Below are 19,650 nucleotides of genomic sequence, written 5' to 3'. Positions count from 1 at the left end.
CGCGGCCAGGTGGTAACCGCCCGGAGGTCAGATTGCCTTGAAGGCCAGCACCGCGTTGGTGCCGCCAAAGGCAAAGCCGTTGCTGATGGCGGCGCGCACCTTGCGCTCGCGCGCGACATTCGGCGTCACGTCGAGATCGCAGTCGGGATCGGCCTCGCGGTAATTCGCCGTCGGCGGCACGACGCCTTCGCGGATCGCCATGACGCAGGCGATCATCTCCAGCCCGCCCGAGGCGCCGAGGCAATGCGCGTGCATCGACTTGGTCGAGGAGACGGATAGCGCGCGCGCATGGTCGCCGAAGACGCGCTTGATCGCGAGGGTTTCGATCTGGTCGTTGGCCTTGGTGCCGGTGCCGTGTGCGTTTAGGTAGTCGATATCCTCGGGATTGAGCCCGGCATCCGCCAGGCAGAAGCGCATCGCCGCTTCCGGCCCCTCGACGGTCGGCGCGACGATATCGGAAGCATCGGCCGAAAGGCCGGCGCCGGCGATTTCAGCCAAAATGGTGGCGCCGCGTGCCATCGCATGGTCGTAGCTTTCCAGAACCGCCATGCCGGCGCCTTCGCCCAGCACCAGCCCCTGGCGGTCGGCCGAGAACGGCCTGCATGTGTCGGGCGAAAGCACACGCAGCGCCTCCCAGCCCTTCAGCACACCCCACACCAGCGGCGCATCGGTGCCGCCGGCCACCATCACGTCGGCGCGGCCGAGCCTGATCTGGTCGACCGCCGATGCGATGGCATGATTGGCCGACGAACAGGCCGAAGTGACGCCGAACACCGGTCCGCGCAAACCCAGATGCATGCTGACCTGACCGGCGGCGGCGCCCGGCATGACTCTTGGAACGGTGAAGATGCCGGCGCGATTCTTGCCCTCGATCAGGATGGCGCGATAATTCTCCTCGACGGTCTCGAAGCCGCAGACGCCAACACCGACAATGGTTCCCATCCGATAGGTGTTGTCCGCATGCGGGACCAATCCGGACTGCCGCATGGCTTCTTTCGCCGCGAGCACCGCCAGCAGGCTGAAGCGATCCATCGACACCAGTTGCTTGCGCTCGATGCCGTGATCCGGCAGTGCTTTGATCTCGCAGCCGGTCTTGACCTTCAGGTCGTGCAGGAAGGGATTGTCGATCGGGCCGATCGCCGACCGGCCGGCCCGCATCTCGGCCCAGATTGCCTGCGCATCGGTGCCCAATCCGCACAGTCCACCGATGCCGGTAATGACGACGCGCTTCAGCATTCGGTCAGGCTTTTTTCGCGATCAGAGCGCGAACGGCCTCGACCATGTCGCCGACGTTCTTCAGATTGCTCCAGGCATCGACCGTGTTCATCTCGATCTCGATGCCATATTGCTCTTCGAGGTCGAAGATGATCTCGGTCAGCTCCAGCGAATGGATCCCGAGCGCCGTCAATTCGGTTGTGGTGGTGATTTCCTCGCCGCCCGGCTCGGCATGGGCCTTGATCTTCTCGATGATGTCCGCTGCCAGCTGGTCAGCCATTCGGTTTCTTCCCCACTGTGTCGTTTCCCGACGCCAACTGAACGGCGCCTTCTTGTCCTCGATATCAGGCCGCGATCTTCGCCTTATCCCTCCGCCAAGCGTCGCCTGACCGTACCAAGGTGGCTCCCTCTATAGAAACGGAAACGTCATCAAGCAACAAGCTATATGTCGACAAAAGCGCCGCAGTGCTTAACCTGACGGCGTGGATACGATCGAAAATAGCAAGTTTTCAGGTCAGCTGGCCCAGCGCGCGGCTGGCAAGGCGCAGCTTGGTTGCGCCAGCATCGACGGCCGCACGCGGCTGCGGCGCCTCTATCAGGACGGCTCCGCCAAGATAAGGCTGCCATACGTTTCGGCCGGCCCGCTGGAGGCCGTCCTGATCAACACCGCCGGCGGACTGACCGGCGGCGACCGCCTCGGCTGGGAGGTCGATGTCGGCCCGCATGCCAGCGCTGGGATAACGACCCAGGCCTGCGAAAAAGTCTATCGCGCCGCATCGGACCATGCCGAAGTCCGGGTCAGACTGACCGTCGGAGAGAACGGCAGCATCGCCTGGTTGCCGCAGGAAACCATCGTCTTCGATCGCGCCGCCTTTGTCCGTACGTTGGACGTCGAGCTTGCCGCATGGGCCGAGGCGCTGGTGCTGGAAGCGACCGTCTTCGGCCGCCAGGCCATGGGCGAACGTCCCGCACAGGGTACTTTTCGCGACCGCTGGCGTATCCGCAGGGAAGGAACCCTCATCCACGCCGAGGATTTCCGCATCGGACCTGATATCGCCGACATCATGGCCCGTCCGGCGATATCAAATGGCGCGATCGCCGTGGCCACGCTGCTGCTGGTGTCGCCGCGAGCGGAAGCCTTGCTCGATCAGGCTAGGGAGATCATTGGCGATCGGGGTGGTGCCAGCGTCTGGACGGTGAAGACATCTGGCAAGCTTCTTGCGAGGCTTTACGCCGAGGACGGCTACCAGCTGCGCCAGCGGCTGGTCCCGCTCGTTGGATTGCTCAATGGAAAAGCGGGGCTGCCCAAATTATGGTCACTGTGACTGTATCCGCATCATTTCAGGATGACGCATGAACCTGACGCCAAGGGAAAAGGACAAGCTGCTGATCGCCATGGCGGCGATCGTGGCGCGCAAGCGGCTGGAGCGCGGCGTCAAGCTCAATCATCCGGAAGCGATCGCGCTGATCACCGATTTCGTCGTCGAGGGCGCCCGCGATGGCCGCCCGGTGGCCGATCTGATGGAGGCCGGCGCCCATGTCGTCAGCCGCGCCCAGGTGATGGAAGGCATCGCCGAGATGATCCACGACGTACAGGTGGAAGCGACGTTTCCCGACGGCACCAAGCTGGTGACCGTGCACGAACCGATCCGGTGAGGAGAGACAGGCATGCTTGAACTGCGCCCGAACTGTGAGTGCTGCGACAAGGATCTGCCGCCGGAAGCGACGGATGCGCGGATATGCACCTTCGAGTGCACCTTCTGCGCCGGCTGCGTCGAAAACGTGCTTGGTGGCGTCTGCCCGAACTGCGGCGGCAATTTTACGGCGCGGCCGATCCGCCCCGCCGCGATGCTGAAGAAATATCCGGCTTCGACCAAACGCGTGCTCAAGGCCGAGGGCTGCGGCCCCCGCAAGGCCGCGTGACACCGCAAAACGAAAGGCAAGTAAAATGATCCCTGTCAAACGCCTGTGCCTCTCGGCCATCCTGCTCGTGGCGGCGGCGATCCCTGCCTACGCCCATGTCGGCATCGGCACCACCTCCTCCGCAATGGCCGGCTTCACGCATCCGTTGTCGGGCCTCGACCATATGACGGTGATGCTCGCCGTCGGTCTGTGGGCGGCCCTCAAGGGCGGCAAGGCGATCTGGGTCTGGCCGGCGGCGTTCGTCGGCGTCATGTTGGGCGGCGCGGCTCTTGGCATGGCCCATGTGCCGCTGCCCTTCGTCGAGCCGGGTATACTGGCCTCCGTCGTGGCGCTCGGCCTGCTGGTGGCGCTGGCGGTCGATCTGCCCGTTTCGGCCGGTGTCGCCATCATCGGCCTGTTCGCGCTGTTTCACGGCCATGCCCATGGCACGGAAGTGCCCGAAAATGCCGGCGGCCTCGAATATATGGCCGGTTTTGCCGTAGCCACCGTGCTGCTCCATGCCATCGGCATCGCCGTCGGGCTTGGCCTCGGCATGAGGTCACGCGGCGTGGCCCGCATCACGGGCGCCGCCTGCGCGGCGATCGGCGTCGGCCTCGCCTTCGGAATCGTGTGAGGTCCCATGATCCCAGGCGAAATCATCCCCGTTCAAGGCGACATAGAGCTCAACAAGGGTCTGCCGACCATCATCCTGAAAGTGGCCAACAGTGGCGACCGACCGGTCCAGGTCGGCAGCCACTACCATTTCTACGAAACCAATGAGGCGCTGAAATTCGATCGTGAACGGGCGCGCGGCATGCGCCTCGACATAGCCGCCGGCACCGCCACGCGTTTCGAGCCGGGGCAGGAACGGGATGTCACGCTGGTGCCGCTTGGCGGCAAGCGTGAAATCCATGGCTTCCAGCAGAAGGTGATGGGCAAGCTGTGAGGGCTTTTTATGCGTGGCGCGCAGGGCCAGTGGGCGGCTTCAGGGCATGCATGAACGCAAGCTCCGCGCGCGGCTCAGCCCGATGGCTTGGCGGCCGCATAGATGACGATCTTTCCGGGATCATAGAACTCCACGGCGAGAACGTCCTGCGCAAGCACGCGCCGAGAATCGAGAGCATTGAAAAGCAGGGCGTTCGCCTCGATCTCCTTGCGCAACTCGCTGACATCGTCCAGATGCTGCCGAACCTTGTTCTCGATGGCTGGCGGCGGGCCGCCTTCGCTGCGCGCCGCGTCGGTGAGGAACACGATATCGACCTTGTCGAGTTTGGACGTCTTGCGCACCGTGCTGATGTTTTCGCGTGTGCGGTCGATCGCCGAACTGACTTTTCCGATTTCAGCTGTCGCCTTGGCCTCTTCCTGGTTGACTTGCGATCCGACGATGCGGTCGACGGTCTCCGGACTTTTCAGGCCCTGCGCGTTGAGCGCCGCCTGTGGTACACTCGCCGCCAGAAACGCTGCCGCGGCAATGACATGCAACCATCGCGCATGGCATCTGGCATCGGGCAGGGCGTCGAGGGTCATCGTTCGCTTTCGCAGTTTGCTTCAAGAGCTTTGGAACGAAACGCCCCCAGCCCTGTCACGGTTCCCTGTCGGGTTCGGTGGGCGGACCGGATACCGGTCCGCCGCGCCGGTTGGTCAGCTGGCTTTCTTGGTGATCAGGGTCAGCGCGCCGTTCGGCTCCATGCTGGCCGCGACCACCTGGGCCGACGTCATTCCCTTGGCCTGGAGGGCGGATTTCACCTTGGGGGTGGCATCGATCGAACTGCGCAATTTCTGCAGGCCGGCGTCGCCACGCTGCGCGATGACCTGGTTGACCTGCGTCTGGGTGTCCTTCGGCAACTCGCTGATGTCGATCACGTTGACGCTCTGGATCGCCGGCGCGGCCTGCTGACCCCCGGGCGCGGCTGGAGCCGGCGTAGAGGGAGCGGGTTGTTGCGCGGGCTGTTGCTGGGCGCTGGCGGCACCCGCCAGCATCAGGCTGGCGGCGGCTGCAAGAATTGTCGTTTTGCGCATGGATTTTCCTTCCATCGATTTGGCAAACGGTCGTTTTGGGGTGACCCTTCAACCTCAACCGCCAAATGGGTTCAGAAGGTGTCGCCTAACGGGTCGTTGCGTGACCATTGGAGGGCGGCAATGTGCAGCCCGGCTTCAATCACACCGCATTTCGGGAGCAACCGCTGATGGCCAGACTAACGCGTGCCGCCTACGCCCAGATGTATGGCCCGACGGTCGGCGACAGGGTGCGCCTCGCGGACACCGAACTCTTCATCGAGGTCGAGAAGGATTTCACCATCCATGGCGAGGAGGTGAAATTCGGCGGCGGCAAGGTCATTCGCGACGGCATGGGTCAGAGCCAGGTTTCCCGTGCCCAAGGTGCGGTCGACACCGTCATCACCAATGCGCTGGTGATCGATGCCAGCGCCGGCATCTTCAAGGCCGATATAGGCTTGAGGGATGGCCGCATCGCGGCCATCGGCAAGGCCGGCAATCCGGATACGCAGGATGGCGTCACCATCATCATCGGCCCCGGCACGGAAATCATCGCGGGCGAGGGCAAGATCCTGACCCCGGGCGGCTTCGACGCGCATATCCACTTCATCTGCCCGCAGCAGATCGAGGAAGCGCTGATGTCTGGCATCACCACCATGCTCGGCGGCGGGACCGGCCCAGCGCACGGCACGCTGGCCACGACCTGCACACCGGGGCCATGGCACATGGCACGCATGATCCAGTCCTTCGACGCGTTCCCGATGAACATTGGCCTGTCGGGCAAGGGCAATGCCTCGCTGCCGGCCGCTCTCGAGGAGATGGTGCTTGGCGGCGCCTGCTCGCTCAAGCTGCACGAGGACTGGGGCACGACGCCGGCGGCGATAGACTGCTGCCTGTCGGTGGCCGACGATTACGACGTGCAGGTGATGATCCACACCGACACGCTCAACGAGAGCGGCTTTGTCGAGAACACGGTGGCGGCCATCAAGGGCCGCACCATCCATGCCTTCCACACCGAGGGCGCCGGTGGCGGCCATGCGCCTGATATCATCAAGGTCTGCGGCCTGCCCAACGTCATTCCGTCCTCGACAAACCCGACGCGGCCCTACACGGTCAACACATTGGCCGAGCATCTCGATATGCTTATGGTCTGCCACCATCTGTCGCCGTCGATCCCCGAGGACATCGCCTTCGCCGAAAGCCGCATCCGCAAGGAGACCATCGCGGCCGAGGACATCCTGCACGACATCGGCGCCTTCTCGATCATCTCGTCGGACAGCCAGGCCATGGGTCGCGTCGGCGAGGTGGCGATCCGCACCTGGCAGACGGCCGACAAGATGAAGCGCCAGCGCGGGTCATTGCCGCAGGAGACGGGCGACAACGACAATTTCCGCGTCCGCCGCTACATCGCCAAATACACCATCAATCCGGCCATCGCGCATGGCCTGTCGAAGGACATCGGCTCGATCGCGATCGGCAAACGCGCCGATCTGGTGCTGTGGAACCCGGCCTTCTTCGGCGTCAAGCCGGACATGGTGCTGATCGGCGGCATGATCGCGGCCGCCCCGATGGGCGACCCCAATGCCTCGATCCCGACGCCGCAGCCGATGCACTACCGGCCGATGTTCGGCGCCTATGGCAAAGCCCGCACCAATTCGTCGGTGACCTTCGTTTCGAAGGCCGCACTCGAGTCCGGTTTGCACGGCCGGCTCGGTGTCGACAAGCAGTTCGTCGCCGTCGAAAACACGCGCGGCGGCATCGGCAAGCACTCGATGGTGCTCAACGACGCCACGCCGCAAATCGAGGTCGATCCGGAAACCTACGAAGTTCGCGCCGATGGCGAACTCTTGACCTGCGAGCCGGCGACCGTGCTGCCGATGGCGCAAAGGTACTTTCTGTTTTGATCGGAGCGATATGCAGCCCTGAGTGATTCGTTGCGATTTTCGCAAACTGGGGCATGATGTTCCCATGAATAAGATTGATCGCCTTCGAGCATCAACACCGTACGAAACGGACTTCGTGCAATGGTGCGCTGAGCAAAGCCCACTGCTGCGCGAGGGGCGCTTTGCCGAGCTTGGATCGAGAGAATCTGGCTGAGGAGATCGAGAGCTTGGGGAGGGGCGACAGACGGGAAATCCGCAGCAGGACGGAGGTATTGATTGCGCACCTCCTGAAATGGGAATTCCAACCAGCCCACAGATGCCACGGTTGGCAAGCATCGATAACGGAACAGCGTATCTGGATTGGTAATATCATCAAGGACAGCCCAAGCCTTCGCCGCTATCCTTCGCAGGTTTTCGACGAGGCATACCGCGACGCTTTACCTGTGGCGGTAAGAGAGACGGGCTTAAGAAAACCCCATCTCCCGAGCGAACCGCCATTTACAGCCAAACAGGCGCTTGATGGCGATTTTGCCCGGACGGCCCGCTTTCAATGGACAGCTTTCTGCGAGATTAAGCTCGCCGCATTTGCTTGTTAAGGTCGATGGCAAGCGAAATAGCCTCCGCCCACGATATCTTCCCGCATATCCGCATCGTCATGGGCATGGTGATCGGGCTCGGCGTCGCGCGCCTGCTGTCGGGGGTAGCGCGCATCGTCCAGCATCCCGCCCAATACCGGCTCTATACGGTGCATCTGGCCTGTGTCGCTTCGGTGCTGCTGATGCTGGTCCATTTCTGGTGGTGGGAGTTCGGCCTCTATGCCATCGAAACCTGGATCTTCGGAAAGTACCTGTTCATCATTTTCTACGCGATCACCCTGTTCCTGCTCTGCGCGTTGCTGTTTCCGGATTCGATGCTCGACTACACCAGCTACGAGGATTTCTTCTATTCGCGCCGCGCCTGGTTCTTCGGACTGCTGGCGGCAACCTATCTGCTCGACGTGATCGACACGCTATTGAAAGGTCCGGAGCATTTCGCCCGCTTCGGCAACGAATATCTGTTCCGAACGCCGGTCTTCGTAGCACTGTGCATCGTCGCGATCCTGGTGCGTGACCGCCGTTTCCACATCGCCTTCGTCGCGGCCGCTCTGATCTACCAGATATCGTTCATCCCGCGGCTGTTCGACACGATCGTATGACATCAGCCGATGGTCTAGAGTTCCCGGGGAAAGGCAGGGTTCAACGATGTACAAGGCCATTGGATCGCGCGGATCCCGGGTCAGCCGCGTCCTCTGGATGCTCGAGGAACTCGGGCAGCCCTACGAATTCGTCGAGGTCAAGCTGCGCTCTCCGGAAGCCTATGCGCTCAATCCGTCGGGCAAGGTGCCTGTCCTCACCGACGACGAGCTGACGGTGACGGATTCGGCGGCGATCTGTGTCTATCTCGCCGACAAGCACGCAGACAAAGGGATGGGCGCCAATCCCGGTTTCGCTGGCCGCGCCGAAATGGATTCCTGGATGCATTTTGCCCAGAGCGAGTTCGAGGCGCCGCTGTGGAACAAATTGCGACACCGTTTCCTCCTGCCCAGGGACGTGCGGGTCGATGTCGGTCCTGCCGCGGCCTTTGACTTCGCCATGGAGGTCAAGGCGCTGGAGCGCCGGCTCGGCGACAAGCCCTTCGCCCTCGGTGACCGCTTTTCCGCCGTCGACGTGCTGCTAGGCGACATGGGCGGCTGGGCACGTGCCGGCCGTTTCCCGATCGAGTCCGAGCGCGTCAACGCTTATCTCGACCGCGTGCTGGCGCGGCCCGCCCGTGCGCGGGCGCAGGCCAATGCATCGGCCCCAAAATCGGAATCGGTTTTGGGAAAGCACGATGCATAGATTCAAAAGTATTAGAGCGTCCTTTGCGCGTCCAAGAGGACGCGCGGCGCTCTAACGGAGGCTCGACGAAATGAAGCTCAACCTCAACACCGACTTCACTAAATTCCCGCGCGCCGTCTCGGTGCTGACCGCTGGCAGTGCGGGGGCCACGGTACCATCCGGCCGCGCGGTTCTGGCCCATGACGAGCGGCATCTGCGCCGCCGGGCCATCGAACTTGCCGATGGCGGCAAGGTGCTGGTCGACCTGCCCGAACCTGTCGCCTTGAACGACGGCGACCGGCTGGTGCTGGAGAATGGCGGCCATATCGAGATCATCGCGGCACCCGAAGAGGTCTATGACATCCGCGCCCGCGACGCCGTGCATCTCGCCGAACTCGCCTGGCATATCGGCAACCGCCATCTCGCCGCGGGCATCGAGGCGGACCGCATCGTCATCCTGCGCGACCATGTCATCAAGGCCATGCTGGAGGGGCTTGGTGCCACGGTGGACGAGGTTTCCGAACCGTTCAAACCGGTGCGCGGCGCCTATTCCGGCCATGGTGGTGGACATGGACATGATCACGGCCACGATCACAGCCATGCCGAGGCGCATGCCCATAGCCACGGTGAGGCACACTCCCATTCACACAGCGAATCGCATTCCCATTCGCATAGTCATGCCGGCCACCACCATGATCATGACTGACCAGCCGTCCGGCATTGCCCTGCTGCGGCTGATGGCGTGGCTGTCGCCGGCCTTTCCGGTCGGCGGCTTTGCCTACAGCCATGGCCTCGAGCGCGCGGTGCACGATGGGCTGGTGGCCGATGCCGCCGGCCTTGCCGGCTGGCTGGAGACGCTGGTCGAGATGGGCTCGGGCTGGAACGATGCCGTGCTGTTCGCCGAAAGCTGGCGCCGCTCCCGCGAAGGGGGCGATCTGGCCGAGGTTGCCGCACTGGCCGAGGCACAGGCCGGCTCGCGCGAGCGCCACGCCGAGACCATGCTGCAAGGCGCGGCCTTCCTCAAAGCAGCCGCCGCCTGGCCCAATGCCGTGCTGGAGCGCTTGCCGGCGCAATGCGCCTACTGCATCGCCGTCGGGGCTGTCGCCGGCGGCAATGGCATTGCGCTGCACGACGCGCTGTCCGCCTTCCTGCAAGCCTTCTTCTCCAACCTCGTCCAGGCCGCGATCCGGCTCGGCATGATCGGTCAGAACGAGGCGACGACGCTGCTCGCGGGTTTCGAGCCGCTGGCGCTCTCGACCGCTGCCCGCGTGTCCCGCTCGACATTGGACGACCTTGGCGGCTGCGCCTTCGTCTCCGACGTCATGGCGATGAAGCACGAAACCCAGTATTCGCGATTGTTCCGCTCATGATCCTCCTCGCCTTCGTCCTCTCCTTCGTCCTGCTGCTGATCACGGCACTGCATGTCTATTGGGGCATAGGCGGCGTCTGGCCAGGCAGGGACACGGCGTCCTGCGCCCACGCTGTCGTCGGGTTTCGCGGCGTCGACGAAATGCCGACGCCGTTCGCCAGTTTCGCCGTTGCCGCGTGCCTCGGCCTGGCAACGCTGTGGCCGCTGGCGCTCATCGGTTTCTTTGCCTCGCCGTTTCCCAAGCAGGGCCTCGCAGCCACAGCGATGCTGATCGGACTGGTGTTCCTGGGGCGCGGCACTGCCGGTTTCACGCCCTGGTGGCGCCGGCTCGCGCCGCAACAGCCTTTCGCGCGGCTCGATACCAGTCTCTATTCGCCGCTGTGCCTGTTGATCGGGCTCGGCTTCGCCGTTCTTGCCATCATGGAGTTCCCGATATGACACAACCCAACGGCCCACTTCGTGTTGGCATTGGCGGCCCCGTCGGCTCCGGCAAGACGACGCTCACCGAAAAACTCTGCAAGGCGCTGCGCGACGAGTTTTCCATCGCCGTCGTCACCAACGATATCTACACCAGGGAGGACGCCATGATGCTGGCCCGGCTGCAGGCGCTGCCGGAGGACCGCATCGTCGGTGTCGAGACCGGGGGCTGCCCGCACACCGCCATCCGCGAGGATGCCTCGATCAATCTGCAGGCGATCGCCGAGCTCAACCGCAAATTTCCCGACCTCGACATCATCTTCATCGAATCCGGTGGCGACAACCTTGCAGCCACTTTCTCGCCGGATCTTGCGGATCTCACGCTCTACGTCATCTCGGTCTGCCAAGGCGAAGAAATCCCGCGCAAAGGAGGCCCGGCGATCACGCGGTCCGATTTCCTGGTTATCAACAAGAGCGACCTAGCGCCCTATGTGAACGTCAATCTCGATGTCATGGAGAGCGACGCCGGCCGCATGCGCGGCAAGCGACCGTTCGGCTTCACCGATCTTTCGCGCGGCAAGGGCCTGCGGGAGGTGATCGATTTCATCGTCGAGCACGGCGGACTGCGAACCGTTGGCGCCGCAAGCACGGCGGCATAACCGACTTTCTGCACCAAGCGAAAGCGGTTGCGGGCACCAGCGGCGCGCGGCATTCTGGATCAAACCGGAGGATCTTTTACGATGAGCATCGCCCGCCTGCAGAAGGAAACGTTGACCAACCTGCCCTTCTACGAGGAGCGCGTCGACCTCGCCTGCGCCTTCCGCTGGACGGCGCGGCTCAACATGCACGAAGCGGTGGCCAACCATTTCTCGCTGGCGGTCAACGACGACGGCACCAGGTTCCTGATGAACCCGAACCAGGTGCATTTCTCGCGTATCAAGGCGAGTGACCTGATCGAAATCGACGCCAACGACCCCGAGACGCTTTCCGGGCCGAATGCGCCAGACCCGACGGCATGGGGTCTGCACGGCGCCGTCCATCGCAATGTGCCGCACGCGCGCTGCGTCATGCACGTCCACTCGATCCACGCCACCGTGCTGGCCTCGCTTGCCGACTCGACGCTGCCGCCAATCGACCAGAATTCGGCGATGTTCTTCAAGCGTCATGTCGTCGACGCGCATTATGGCGGGCTGGCCTTCGAGGAAGAGGGCGAGCGCTGCTCGCAGCTTCTCGCCGACCCCAAGGTCAAGGTGATGGTGATGGGCAACCATGGCGTGCTGGTCATCGGCGACACCGTCGCCGACGCCTTCAACCGCATGTTCTATTTCGAGCGTGCCGCCGAGACCTATATCAAGGCGCTGTGGACCGGCCGGCCGCTGCGCACCCTGTCCGACGCGATCGCCGAGAAGGCGGCGAGCGAGATGGACGACTATCCCGGTCAGGCCGAACGTCATCTCGCCGAGTTGAAAGCGATCCTCGACGAGCAGGAGCCGGTGTACCGGAACTGAAGGCTACAGTCCGAACTGAGCCCGCAATTCCCCGGCGCTGTTGATGACAACGGCGCCGGGCGGTCCTTCCATCGGCTTTTCAGGCCAGAAGATCGTCGTCATTCCCGCCGCCAGGCCCGCCATGGCGCCCGGCCAGCTGTCGTCGACCGCGACGGCGTGCGCGGGATCGACGTCGGCCAGATAGGCGGCGCGAAGGAAAGGCTCTGCGTGCGGCTTGCCTTCCCGCACATCGTTGCGGCTGATCGTCTTCATGCCGGGGTAGGTCAGCCCGACCATATGCAGATTGGCGTCGACGATCATCCGATCCGAGTTTGAGACCACTGCCTGCTGCACGCCGAGCGCGCGCAACTCCTTGAAGACCTCGATGGCGCCTGGGCGCGGCTTCAGCCCTTCGACTAGCGGCAGGTAATGCTCATATTTGTGAACGATCCATTCGTCGAAGGGCAGTCGCAGGCCGAACTCGTCGCGCATCATTTCGTAGACCGGCCAGGCAGCGACGCCGAGCACGCGCTCATGCAGATCAGCCGGTGGCGTGAGGCCGGCGTTGCGCATCGCTGCGATGAGGGCTGCCTCGTGCAGCGGTTCGCTGTCGACCAGCGTGCCGTCCATGTCCCAGAAAACCGCCTTCGGTGTCATGAAGCGCTCCTTTTTGCGATCCCTTAAAGGGTTTGCGCCGTGAGATAAACCTTTGGCTGCAATTGAACATGCTTCCAGATGGAAAAACGGACCCGCCGCGCTTTCTCCGATAGGAATGCTGGCGGAGAACCACCGCCGCTTCGGTGCAAGCATTTGCTCTTGAGATTGACAATTGCGCAGGCGATCATTCCCTGCGAAACTGATACGACCGCCTGATGATGATCGGCGGTTTCGGGAGGCAGGACGTGAATACCCGGCAGGACAGCGGCAGCAACAGGCTGGACGACGCCGCGCGCGCCGGCTGGCTCTATTATGTTGCCGGCAACACACAGGACCAGATAGCCGCCACGCTCGGCATCTCGAGGCAGACGGCGCAGCGGCTGGTGTCGCTGGCGGTGTCGGAAGGCCTGATCAAGGTCCGCGTCGATCATCCGATCGCCAACTGCCTGGATCTTGCCGCGCGGCTGAAATCGCGCTTTGCGCTCGACCTGGTCGAGGTGGTGCCGAGCGATCCCAATTCATCCTCCACCACCATCGGCATCGCCGAAGCGGCGGCCGCCGAGATCGAGCGGCGGTTGCGGTCCCCGACGCCGATCGTCATGGGCATCGGCACTGGACGCACGCTGAAGGCGGCGATCGAACAATTGCCGCCGATGGAATGCCCGCAGCACAAGGTGGTGTCCTTGACCGGCAACATCTCGCCCGATGGCTCGGCCGCTTTCTACAACGTCATTTTCACCATGGCCGACAGGGTCAAGGCGCGGTCCTTCCCAATGCCGCTGCCGGTCATCGCCTCCTCGCCACAGGAGCGCGAGATGCTGCTCGCCCAGCCGATGATCCAGCCGACACTGGTGCTTGCGGCGGAGGCCGACGTCACCTTCATCGGTATCGGCGACCTTGGCCCGAAGGCGCCGCTCTACGAGGATGGCTTCATCTCCGAAAGCGAACTGAAAGCCTTGCAGAAAGCCGGCGGCGTCGCTGAAATCGTTGGCTGGGTGTTTGATCGCGAGGGCCGCATGATCGACGGCATTACCAATGACCGGGTGTCGTCGGCGGCGCTGCCGTCGCGCGAGAAGTCGCTGGTGATCGCGCTCGCCATGGGCGAGCGCAAGCTGCCCGGCATCATGGCGGCGGTCAACCGACGGCTGGTCAACGGGCTCATCACCGACGAGCGGACGGCGGCCGCCCTGCTGGCCAGCATTTGACGGCTTCGCGATAAAGCCAGCAAGGCTATTGGTGCCGGCCGAAAGGATCGTTGCCATCGAGGAAACCGAGGTCGCGCTGCAGATGCGGCGACAGGTCCCTGATGTCGAGATGCGCCCTTTTTCTGGTCGCGAACCAGCCAAATCCGTCCGCAAGCCACGAAATCCAGCGATGATCGGGAGCGGGAATGCATTTTTGCTGCGCCATGGTCATGATCGTCAACCTTCGTTATCCTGAACCCGAATGACGGGTTGAGGATGAATGTCGGCCTTGCCGGCCGCTTTTGCCAATCGAACGTCGATAACGACCCATAAGGAGGTTTTATGCCTGACCTCAGCGCGCCACAGGTTTCGCAGCTGCCGCCATTGCAGGCGATCCGGGTGTTCGAGGCGGTGGCGCGGCATCTTTCCTTCACCAAGGCCGCCGGGGAGCTCGCCATGACGCAGGCGGCGGTCAGCTATCAGATCAAGGTGCTGGAGGATCGCGTCGGCGCTCCGCTGTTCCTGCGCCGGCCGCGACAGATCGAACTGACCGAAGCCGGCCAGCGCCTGGCGCCGGCGGTCAGCGAGGCCTTTGCCATTCTTAGCCAAGCCTACGCCGCCGCGCGCGGTGGCGCCGACGGGTTGTTGTGCGTCACCACGGTGCTGACCTTTGCCTCGAACTGGCTGGCGCACCATCTGGGCGCATTCCAGATCGCGCATCCGTCCCTTGCCGTGCGGCTCGACACGTCGAGCCGGCTGACCGATTTCGCCCGCGAGGATGTCGACCTCGCCATCCGTTCGGGCGGCGGCAAATGGCCGGGGCTGGAAGCCCACAAGCTGCTCGACGCCGATTTTACGCCGATGCTGAGCCCGAAGCTCGCGGCGAGCATCGGCGGCATCAACGAGCCGGCCGATCTGCTCAAGCTGCCGATCCTCGACCCAAGCGACATCTGGTGGACGCAGTGGTTCGAGGCCGCCGGCGTGCACAGCCACGACCTTGCCAAGCGGCCCGGCAGCAGCATGGGCGCGCAAGCCTACGAAGCCAACGCGGCCATATCGGGCCATGGCGTGGCGATCCTGACTCGGGCGCTGTTCAAGGCCGAACTCGCCGACGGCCGGCTGATCCAGCCATTCGACCTGGTCGGCGACGACGGGCACGCCTACTGGCTGGTCTACCCCGAGGCGCGCCGCAACGTGCCCAAGATCCGCGCCTTCCGCGACTGGCTGCTGGCTGAGATCGCCTGCTGACCGGCACATAAGCTGACGTCAGACCGGGGCATCAAACGATAGCCGTTCGAGAGGCTTTGACCCCGCTGCCTGGACGCCAGCCGCAGCAATCCGAGCGCTGTCGCCGAACCTCCGCCCCATTCGCCGGCCGTGTGCTGCGCTGCAGCATCGAATCCGGCTTGACATAATTAAGACTAAGTGAGTAATTGCTCACAACCAAGGCAAATGCTCAACTTGGTTTATGGGAGGAATTTGATGAAACTTCGCTTGCTCACCCTGGGCTTGTTGTCGGCCAGCACGCTTGCATTCGCCGCACACGCCGAATCCATCACCATCGCCACCGTCAACAATGGCGATATGGTCCGCATGCAGAAGCTGACCGACGACTTCACCAAGGCTAACCCGGACATCCAGCTCAACTGGGTCACGCTCGAAGAGAACGTGCTGCGCGAGCGCGTCACCACCGACATCGCCACCAAGGGTGGCCAGTATGACGTGATGACCATCGGCACCTACGAGGTTCCGATCTGGGCCAAGCAGAGCTGGCTCCTGCCGCTCGACAAGCTCGGCGACGACTATGATGCCAAGGACATCATTCCGGCCATTGCCGGTGGCCTCTCGGTCGATGGCAAGCTCTACGCCGCGCCTTTCTATGGTGAGAGCTCCTTCGTCATGTACCGCAAGGACCTGATGGAAAAGGCCGGCTTCAAAATGCCTGATGCCCCGACCTGGGACTTCATCAAGCAGGCGGCCGACAAGATGACCGATCGCACCAGTGGCGTGAACGGCGTCTGCCTGCGCGGCAAGGCCGGCTGGGGCGAGAACATGGCCTTCCTGACGGCCATGTCGAACTCCTTCGGCGCCCGCTGGTTCGACGAGAACTGGAAGCCGCAGTTCGATCAGCCGGAATGGAAGAAGACGCTGCAGTTCTATGTCGACCTGATGAAGGCCGACGGTCCCGAGGGCGCCTCGTCCAACGGCTTCAACGAAAACCTGGCGCTCTTCCAGCAGGGCAAGTGCGGCATGTGGATCGACGCCACCGTCGCCGCCTCCTTCGTCTCGGACCCGAAGAACTCTACTGTCGCCGACAAGGTCGGCTATGCACTGGCGCCGGATAATGGCTTGGGCAAGCGCGGCAACTGGCTGTGGGCGTGGTCGCTGGCGATCCCGGCCGGCACGCAGAAGGCAGATGCCGCCGAGAAGTTCGTGTCCTGGGCGACCAGCAAGCACTATGCCGAGCTCGTCGCGTCGAAGGAAGGCTGGGCGAACGTGCCTCCAGGCACACGCTCCTCGCTCTATGCCAATCCCGAGTACCAGAAGGCGGCTCCGTTCGCCAAGATGACGCTGGACTCCATCAATGCCGCCGACCCGACGCATCCGACCGTCAAGCCGGTGCCCTATGTCGGCGTGCAGTTTGTCGCCATCCCTGAATTCCAGGGCCTTGGCACCACCGTCGGCCAGCTCTTCTCGGCGGCTCTTGCCGGCCAGTCGAGCGTCGACGATGCGCTGAAGCAGGCCCAGGACGCCGCCACCGCGTCGATGACCGAGGGCGGTTACATCAAGTAAGGCTCCTCCCGGTGCCGAACGCCGGTCACCTCCTTGACCGGCAACGGCCGCCCGAAACCCAGTTCGGGCGGCCGCCTTTCCAGAGCCTGTGAAAATTCAGCCTGATCCTTGAAGGGTGACCGTCATGGCTACTCAGCAGACCCGTTCGCTTGCCCGATTCATGATGGCGCCTTCCGTGGTGCTGCTGTTCGTCTGGATGATCGTGCCGCTGGTCATCACGATCTGGTTCTCCTTCCAGCAGTACAATCCGCTCAACCCGATGCGCGACGGGTTCGTCGGCTTATCCAACTACGCGCTGTTCTACTCCAATCCGGCCTTCCTGCAGTCGATCCTCAACACGCTTGTCCTGGTGGTCAGCGTGCTGCTGATCACGGTGATCGGCGGCATCCTGCTGGCGCTGCTCATCGATCAGCCAATGTGGGGCCAGGGGATCGTGCGCATCCTCGTCATCTCGCCGTTCTTTGTCATGCCGCCGGTGGCCGCATTGGTCTGGAAGAACATGATCATGCATCCGCAATATGGCGTGTTCGCCGACATAGCGCGCTTCTTCGGGGGACAGCCGATCGACTGGTTCGGCCAGCATCCGATGACAGCGATCATCATCATCGTCGCCTGGCAGTGGCTGCCTTTCGCGACATTGATCCTCTTGACCGCGTTGCAGTCGCTCGACGGCGAGCAGAAGGAAGCCGCTGAGATGGACGGGGCCGGCTTCATCAGCCGCTTCATCTATCTGACGCTGCCGCACATGTCGCGGGCGATTACCGTTGTCATCCTGATCCAGACGATTTTCCTGCTGTCGGTCTACGCCGAGATCCTGGTCACCACCAATGGCGGTCCTGGATACGCCTCCACCAACCTGCCCTTCCTCGTCTACCAGAAGGCGTTGCTGGAATTCAAAATCGGCCAGGCATCCGCGGGCGGCGTGATCGCCGTCATTCTCGCCAACATCGTCGCCTTCTTCGCCATGCGCGCCGTCGGCAAGAATCTGGACAAATAAGGGAGGATACGATGGCACGCTCAGTCACCACCCAGCACAAGACAATCGCGACAATTGCCGCCTGGGCCGTCGCGCTGCTGATCTTCTTCCCGATCCTCTATACGATCATCACCTCGTTCAAGTCGGAACAGGAAGCGATCCAGGGCTTCAACCTGATCCCGTCCGGGACCTTCGAGAGCTATGCCGAAGTCCAGGCGCAGAGCGGCTATTTCAAGTTCTTCCTGAACTCGGTGCTGCTTTCGGTCGGCTCGACCATCCTGGCGCTGTTGGTCGCCATTCCGGCGGCCTGGTCGATGGCGTTTTCGCCGACCAAGCGGACCAAGGACATATTGATGTGGATGCTGTCCACCAAGATGATGCCGGCGGTCGCCGTGCTGTTCCCGATCTACTTGATCTTCCGCAATCTCGGCCTGCTGGACTCGCGCATCGGCCTGATGATCATGCTGATGCTGATCAACCTGCCGATCGTGGTCTGGATGCTCTACACCTACTTCCGAGAAATCCCGGGCGAAATCCTGGAAGCCTCGCGTATGGACGGCGCATCCTTATGGGGTGAAATCTGGTACGTGCTGACGCCGATGGCGGTGCCGGGCATCGCCTCGACGATGCTGCTCAACATCATCCTGGCTTGGAACGAGGCGTTCTGGACGATCCGGCTGACCACCACGGAAGCCGCACCGCTCACCGCCTTCATCAGCTCCTTCTCCAGCCCGCAAGGCTTGTTCTGGGCCAAGCTTTCGGCCGCCTCGACGCTGGCCATCGCGCCGATCCTGATCATGGGCTGGTTCAGCCAGAAGCAGCTGGTGCGCGGCCTGACATTTGGCGCGGTGAAGTGACGGAAATTGCCTGAAGCAATCGGCGAAAAACAGCCCTCGGGGAGGAAACCATGGGAAACATCACGCTCAAGAACGTCTCCAAGTCCTTTGGTTCGACGTCCATCATCCCCGGCCTCGACCTGGTGATCGAAAACGGCGAGTTCGTCGTTTTCGTCGGCCCGTCGGGTTGCGGCAAGTCCACGCTACTCAGGCTGATCGCCGGACTTGAGGACACCAGCGGCGGCACCATCAACATCGATGGCCGCGACGTCACCGGCGAGGCGCCAGCCAAGCGCAAGCTTGCCATGGTGTTCCAGTCCTATGCGCTCTACCCGCATATGACGGTGGCCAAGAACATCGCCTTCCCGCTGAAGATGGCGGGCGAGGACCAGGCGACCATCGACAGGAAGGTGAAGGACGCGGCGCGCGTGCTCAACCTCACCAATTACCTCGAACGCCGTCCCGGCCAGCTCTCCGGCGGCCAGCGCCAGCGCGTCGCCATCGGCCGCGCCATTGTGCGCCAACCCTCGGCCTTCCTGTTCGATGAGCCGCTGTCCAACCTCGACGCGGCACTGCGCGGCACCATGCGGCTGGAGATCAGCGAACTGCACCATCAGCTCAAGACCACGATGATCTACGTGACCCACGACCAGGTCGAGGCCATGACCATGGCCGACAAGATCGTCGTGCTCAACGCCGGCAACATCGAGCAGGTCGGCTCGCCGATGGAGCTCTACAAGACGCCGAAGAACCTGTTCGTCGCCGGCTTCATAGGCTCGCCCAAGATGAATCTGATCGAAGGCGCGCCGGCTGGCAAATATACCGCCAAGACCATCGGCATCCGGCCCGAACATATGCAGATCTCGACCACGGCGGGCGACTGGAAGGCGACGGTCGGCGTTGCCGAGCATCTGGGCTCCGACACGTTCCTGCACGTTCAAGCCGACGGCGTCGGGCCGCTGACGGTGCGTGCCGACGGCGAACTGGCGGTTCGCCATGGCGACACCATCTATCTCACCCCTGACCAAGCCAAGTTGCATCGCTTCGGCGCTGACGGCAAGGCGATGGCCCAGTGAGGAT

The 19,650-nt window shown here is 63.2% G+C and carries 26 protein-coding genes; 20 read left to right on the top strand and 6 right to left on the bottom strand.

The features are described 5' to 3' along the window. Nucleotides 1-27: 27 nt before the first annotated feature. Nucleotides 28-1,236 carry a beta-ketoacyl-[acyl-carrier-protein] synthase family protein gene (locus tag X739_RS160200; RefSeq protein WP_023772194.1) on the bottom strand — a complete coding sequence of 403 codons (1,209 nt, stop codon included), beginning with the start codon at nucleotides 1,234-1,236 and terminating at the stop codon, nucleotides 28-30. Between the two features lie 4 nt (nucleotides 1,237-1,240). Further along, nucleotides 1,241-1,495, bottom strand: coding sequence for an acyl carrier protein (locus X739_RS160205; RefSeq protein ID WP_015314512.1), 255 nt, complete (start codon nucleotides 1,493-1,495; stop codon nucleotides 1,241-1,243). A 202-nt stretch (nucleotides 1,496-1,697) separates the two neighbouring features. Here X739_RS160205 and X739_RS160210 point away from each other — a divergent pair, with 202 nt between their 5' ends. From X739_RS160210 to X739_RS160230, 5 genes are read left to right on the top strand one after another with little or no spacing between them, the layout of a single operon-like run. Continuing rightward, complete coding sequence (locus tag X739_RS160210) at nucleotides 1,698-2,540, top strand: urease accessory protein UreD (protein ID WP_023793158.1); 843 nt, start codon at nucleotides 1,698-1,700, stop codon at nucleotides 2,538-2,540. A 28-nt stretch (nucleotides 2,541-2,568) separates the two neighbouring features. Further along, the gene (locus X739_RS160215) at nucleotides 2,569-2,871 is read left to right on the top strand and encodes an urease subunit gamma (protein WP_023772196.1); all 303 of its coding nucleotides are present in this window, start codon (nucleotides 2,569-2,571) and stop codon (nucleotides 2,869-2,871) included. Nucleotides 2,872-2,883: 12 nt separating this feature from the next. Continuing rightward, nucleotides 2,884-3,138: a DUF1272 domain-containing protein gene (locus tag X739_RS160220; protein WP_023781864.1), complete on the top strand. Its 255-nt coding sequence runs from the start codon at nucleotides 2,884-2,886 to the stop codon at nucleotides 3,136-3,138. 25 nt (nucleotides 3,139-3,163) lie between these two features. Next, nucleotides 3,164-3,751 carry a HupE/UreJ family protein gene (locus X739_RS160225; RefSeq protein WP_023772198.1) on the top strand — a complete coding sequence of 196 codons (588 nt, stop codon included), beginning with the start codon at nucleotides 3,164-3,166 and terminating at the stop codon, nucleotides 3,749-3,751. 6 nt (nucleotides 3,752-3,757) lie between these two features. Then, entirely contained in the window at nucleotides 3,758-4,063 is a 306-nt protein-coding gene (locus X739_RS160230) for an urease subunit beta (RefSeq protein WP_023781862.1), read from the top strand. Nucleotides 4,064-4,137: 74 nt separating this feature from the next. Here the strand turns inward: X739_RS160230 and X739_RS160235 are convergent, their stop codons facing one another. Further along, nucleotides 4,138-4,644, bottom strand: coding sequence for a hypothetical protein (locus X739_RS160235; RefSeq protein ID WP_023793157.1), 507 nt, complete (start codon nucleotides 4,642-4,644; stop codon nucleotides 4,138-4,140). 114 nt (nucleotides 4,645-4,758) lie between these two features. Next, complete coding sequence (locus X739_RS160240) at nucleotides 4,759-5,136, bottom strand: hypothetical protein (RefSeq protein ID WP_023793156.1); 378 nt, start codon at nucleotides 5,134-5,136, stop codon at nucleotides 4,759-4,761. A gap of 164 nt (nucleotides 5,137-5,300) precedes the next feature. On the opposite strand from X739_RS160240, the gene ureC reads away from it, so the two are divergent. The 9 genes from ureC to X739_RS160280 all read left to right on the top strand — a co-directional run bounded on the left by ureC (nucleotide 5,301) and on the right by X739_RS160280 (nucleotide 12,145). Further along, nucleotides 5,301-7,016, top strand: coding sequence for an urease subunit alpha (gene ureC / locus X739_RS160245; protein WP_023772202.1), 1,716 nt, complete (start codon nucleotides 5,301-5,303; stop codon nucleotides 7,014-7,016). A 74-nt stretch (nucleotides 7,017-7,090) separates the two neighbouring features. Next, nucleotides 7,091-7,591: a DUF29 domain-containing protein gene (locus X739_RS01000000165830; RefSeq protein WP_348625746.1), complete on the top strand. Its 501-nt coding sequence runs from the start codon at nucleotides 7,091-7,093 to the stop codon at nucleotides 7,589-7,591. A 5-nt stretch (nucleotides 7,592-7,596) separates the two neighbouring features. Next, nucleotides 7,597-8,190: a hypothetical protein gene (locus X739_RS160250; protein WP_023772203.1), complete on the top strand. Its 594-nt coding sequence runs from the start codon at nucleotides 7,597-7,599 to the stop codon at nucleotides 8,188-8,190. Between the two features lie 46 nt (nucleotides 8,191-8,236). Further along, complete coding sequence (locus X739_RS160255; protein WP_023793155.1) at nucleotides 8,237-8,872, top strand: glutathione S-transferase family protein; 636 nt, start codon at nucleotides 8,237-8,239, stop codon at nucleotides 8,870-8,872. A 70-nt stretch (nucleotides 8,873-8,942) separates the two neighbouring features. Then, entirely contained in the window at nucleotides 8,943-9,557 is a 615-nt protein-coding gene (locus X739_RS160260) for an urease accessory protein UreE (protein WP_023793154.1), read from the top strand. Next, nucleotides 9,550-10,221 carry an urease accessory protein UreF gene (locus X739_RS160265; RefSeq protein ID WP_023793153.1) on the top strand — a complete coding sequence of 224 codons (672 nt, stop codon included), beginning with the start codon at nucleotides 9,550-9,552 and terminating at the stop codon, nucleotides 10,219-10,221. Before X739_RS160260 ends, X739_RS160265 begins: the two co-directional genes overlap by 8 nt. Beyond that, the gene (locus tag X739_RS160270; RefSeq protein ID WP_023793152.1) at nucleotides 10,218-10,658 is read left to right on the top strand and encodes a DUF3995 domain-containing protein; all 441 of its coding nucleotides are present in this window, start codon (nucleotides 10,218-10,220) and stop codon (nucleotides 10,656-10,658) included. The genes X739_RS160265 and X739_RS160270 overlap by 4 nt, the downstream gene beginning before the upstream one ends. Beyond that, complete coding sequence (gene ureG / locus X739_RS160275) at nucleotides 10,655-11,296, top strand: urease accessory protein UreG (protein WP_023781856.1); 642 nt, start codon at nucleotides 10,655-10,657, stop codon at nucleotides 11,294-11,296. Before X739_RS160270 ends, ureG begins: the two co-directional genes overlap by 4 nt. Nucleotides 11,297-11,377: 81 nt before the next feature. Continuing rightward, entirely contained in the window at nucleotides 11,378-12,145 is a 768-nt protein-coding gene (locus X739_RS160280) for a class II aldolase and adducin N-terminal domain-containing protein (RefSeq protein ID WP_023781855.1), read from the top strand. Nucleotides 12,146-12,148: 3 nt separating this feature from the next. Here X739_RS160280 and X739_RS160285 read toward each other — a convergent pair whose 3' ends face one another. Continuing rightward, nucleotides 12,149-12,781 (bottom strand): HAD family phosphatase, encoded by a 633-nt coding sequence (locus X739_RS160285; protein ID WP_023772210.1) that lies wholly within the window; start codon nucleotides 12,779-12,781, stop codon nucleotides 12,149-12,151. A gap of 245 nt (nucleotides 12,782-13,026) precedes the next feature. Between X739_RS160285 and X739_RS160290 the strand changes: the two genes are divergently transcribed. Continuing rightward, nucleotides 13,027-13,986: a sugar-binding transcriptional regulator gene (locus tag X739_RS160290; protein WP_023772211.1), complete on the top strand. Its 960-nt coding sequence runs from the start codon at nucleotides 13,027-13,029 to the stop codon at nucleotides 13,984-13,986. A gap of 25 nt (nucleotides 13,987-14,011) precedes the next feature. Here the strand turns inward: X739_RS160290 and X739_RS160295 are convergent, their stop codons facing one another. Beyond that, nucleotides 14,012-14,197: a hypothetical protein gene (locus X739_RS160295; protein WP_023793151.1), complete on the bottom strand. Its 186-nt coding sequence runs from the start codon at nucleotides 14,195-14,197 to the stop codon at nucleotides 14,012-14,014. Nucleotides 14,198-14,307: 110 nt separating this feature from the next. On the opposite strand from X739_RS160295, the gene gcvA reads away from it, so the two are divergent. The 5 genes from gcvA to X739_RS160320 all read left to right on the top strand — a co-directional run bounded on the left by gcvA (nucleotide 14,308) and on the right by X739_RS160320 (nucleotide 19,646). Continuing rightward, on the top strand, nucleotides 14,308-15,213 hold the full coding sequence (gene gcvA / locus X739_RS160300; RefSeq protein ID WP_023781853.1) for a transcriptional regulator GcvA: 906 nt from the start codon (nucleotides 14,308-14,310) through the stop codon (nucleotides 15,211-15,213). 234 nt (nucleotides 15,214-15,447) lie between these two features. Continuing rightward, nucleotides 15,448-16,758, top strand: coding sequence for a sugar ABC transporter substrate-binding protein (locus tag X739_RS160305; RefSeq protein WP_023793150.1), 1,311 nt, complete (start codon nucleotides 15,448-15,450; stop codon nucleotides 16,756-16,758). A 124-nt stretch (nucleotides 16,759-16,882) separates the two neighbouring features. Then, nucleotides 16,883-17,755 carry a sugar ABC transporter permease gene (locus X739_RS160310; protein WP_023772215.1) on the top strand — a complete coding sequence of 291 codons (873 nt, stop codon included), beginning with the start codon at nucleotides 16,883-16,885 and terminating at the stop codon, nucleotides 17,753-17,755. Nucleotides 17,756-17,766: 11 nt separating this feature from the next. Continuing rightward, nucleotides 17,767-18,591 carry a carbohydrate ABC transporter permease gene (locus X739_RS160315; RefSeq protein ID WP_023772216.1) on the top strand — a complete coding sequence of 275 codons (825 nt, stop codon included), beginning with the start codon at nucleotides 17,767-17,769 and terminating at the stop codon, nucleotides 18,589-18,591. 50 nt (nucleotides 18,592-18,641) lie between these two features. After that, nucleotides 18,642-19,646, top strand: coding sequence for an ABC transporter ATP-binding protein (locus tag X739_RS160320; protein ID WP_023772217.1), 1,005 nt, complete (start codon nucleotides 18,642-18,644; stop codon nucleotides 19,644-19,646). Nucleotides 19,647-19,650: the final 4 nt, after the last annotated feature.

The organism is Mesorhizobium sp. LNHC209A00 (assembly GCF_000502915.1).
Taxonomy (GTDB): domain Bacteria; phylum Pseudomonadota; class Alphaproteobacteria; order Rhizobiales; family Rhizobiaceae; genus Mesorhizobium.
Note: the sequence above shows the minus strand (reverse complement) of the source record. Positions and strands in the feature narration are given on the sequence as shown.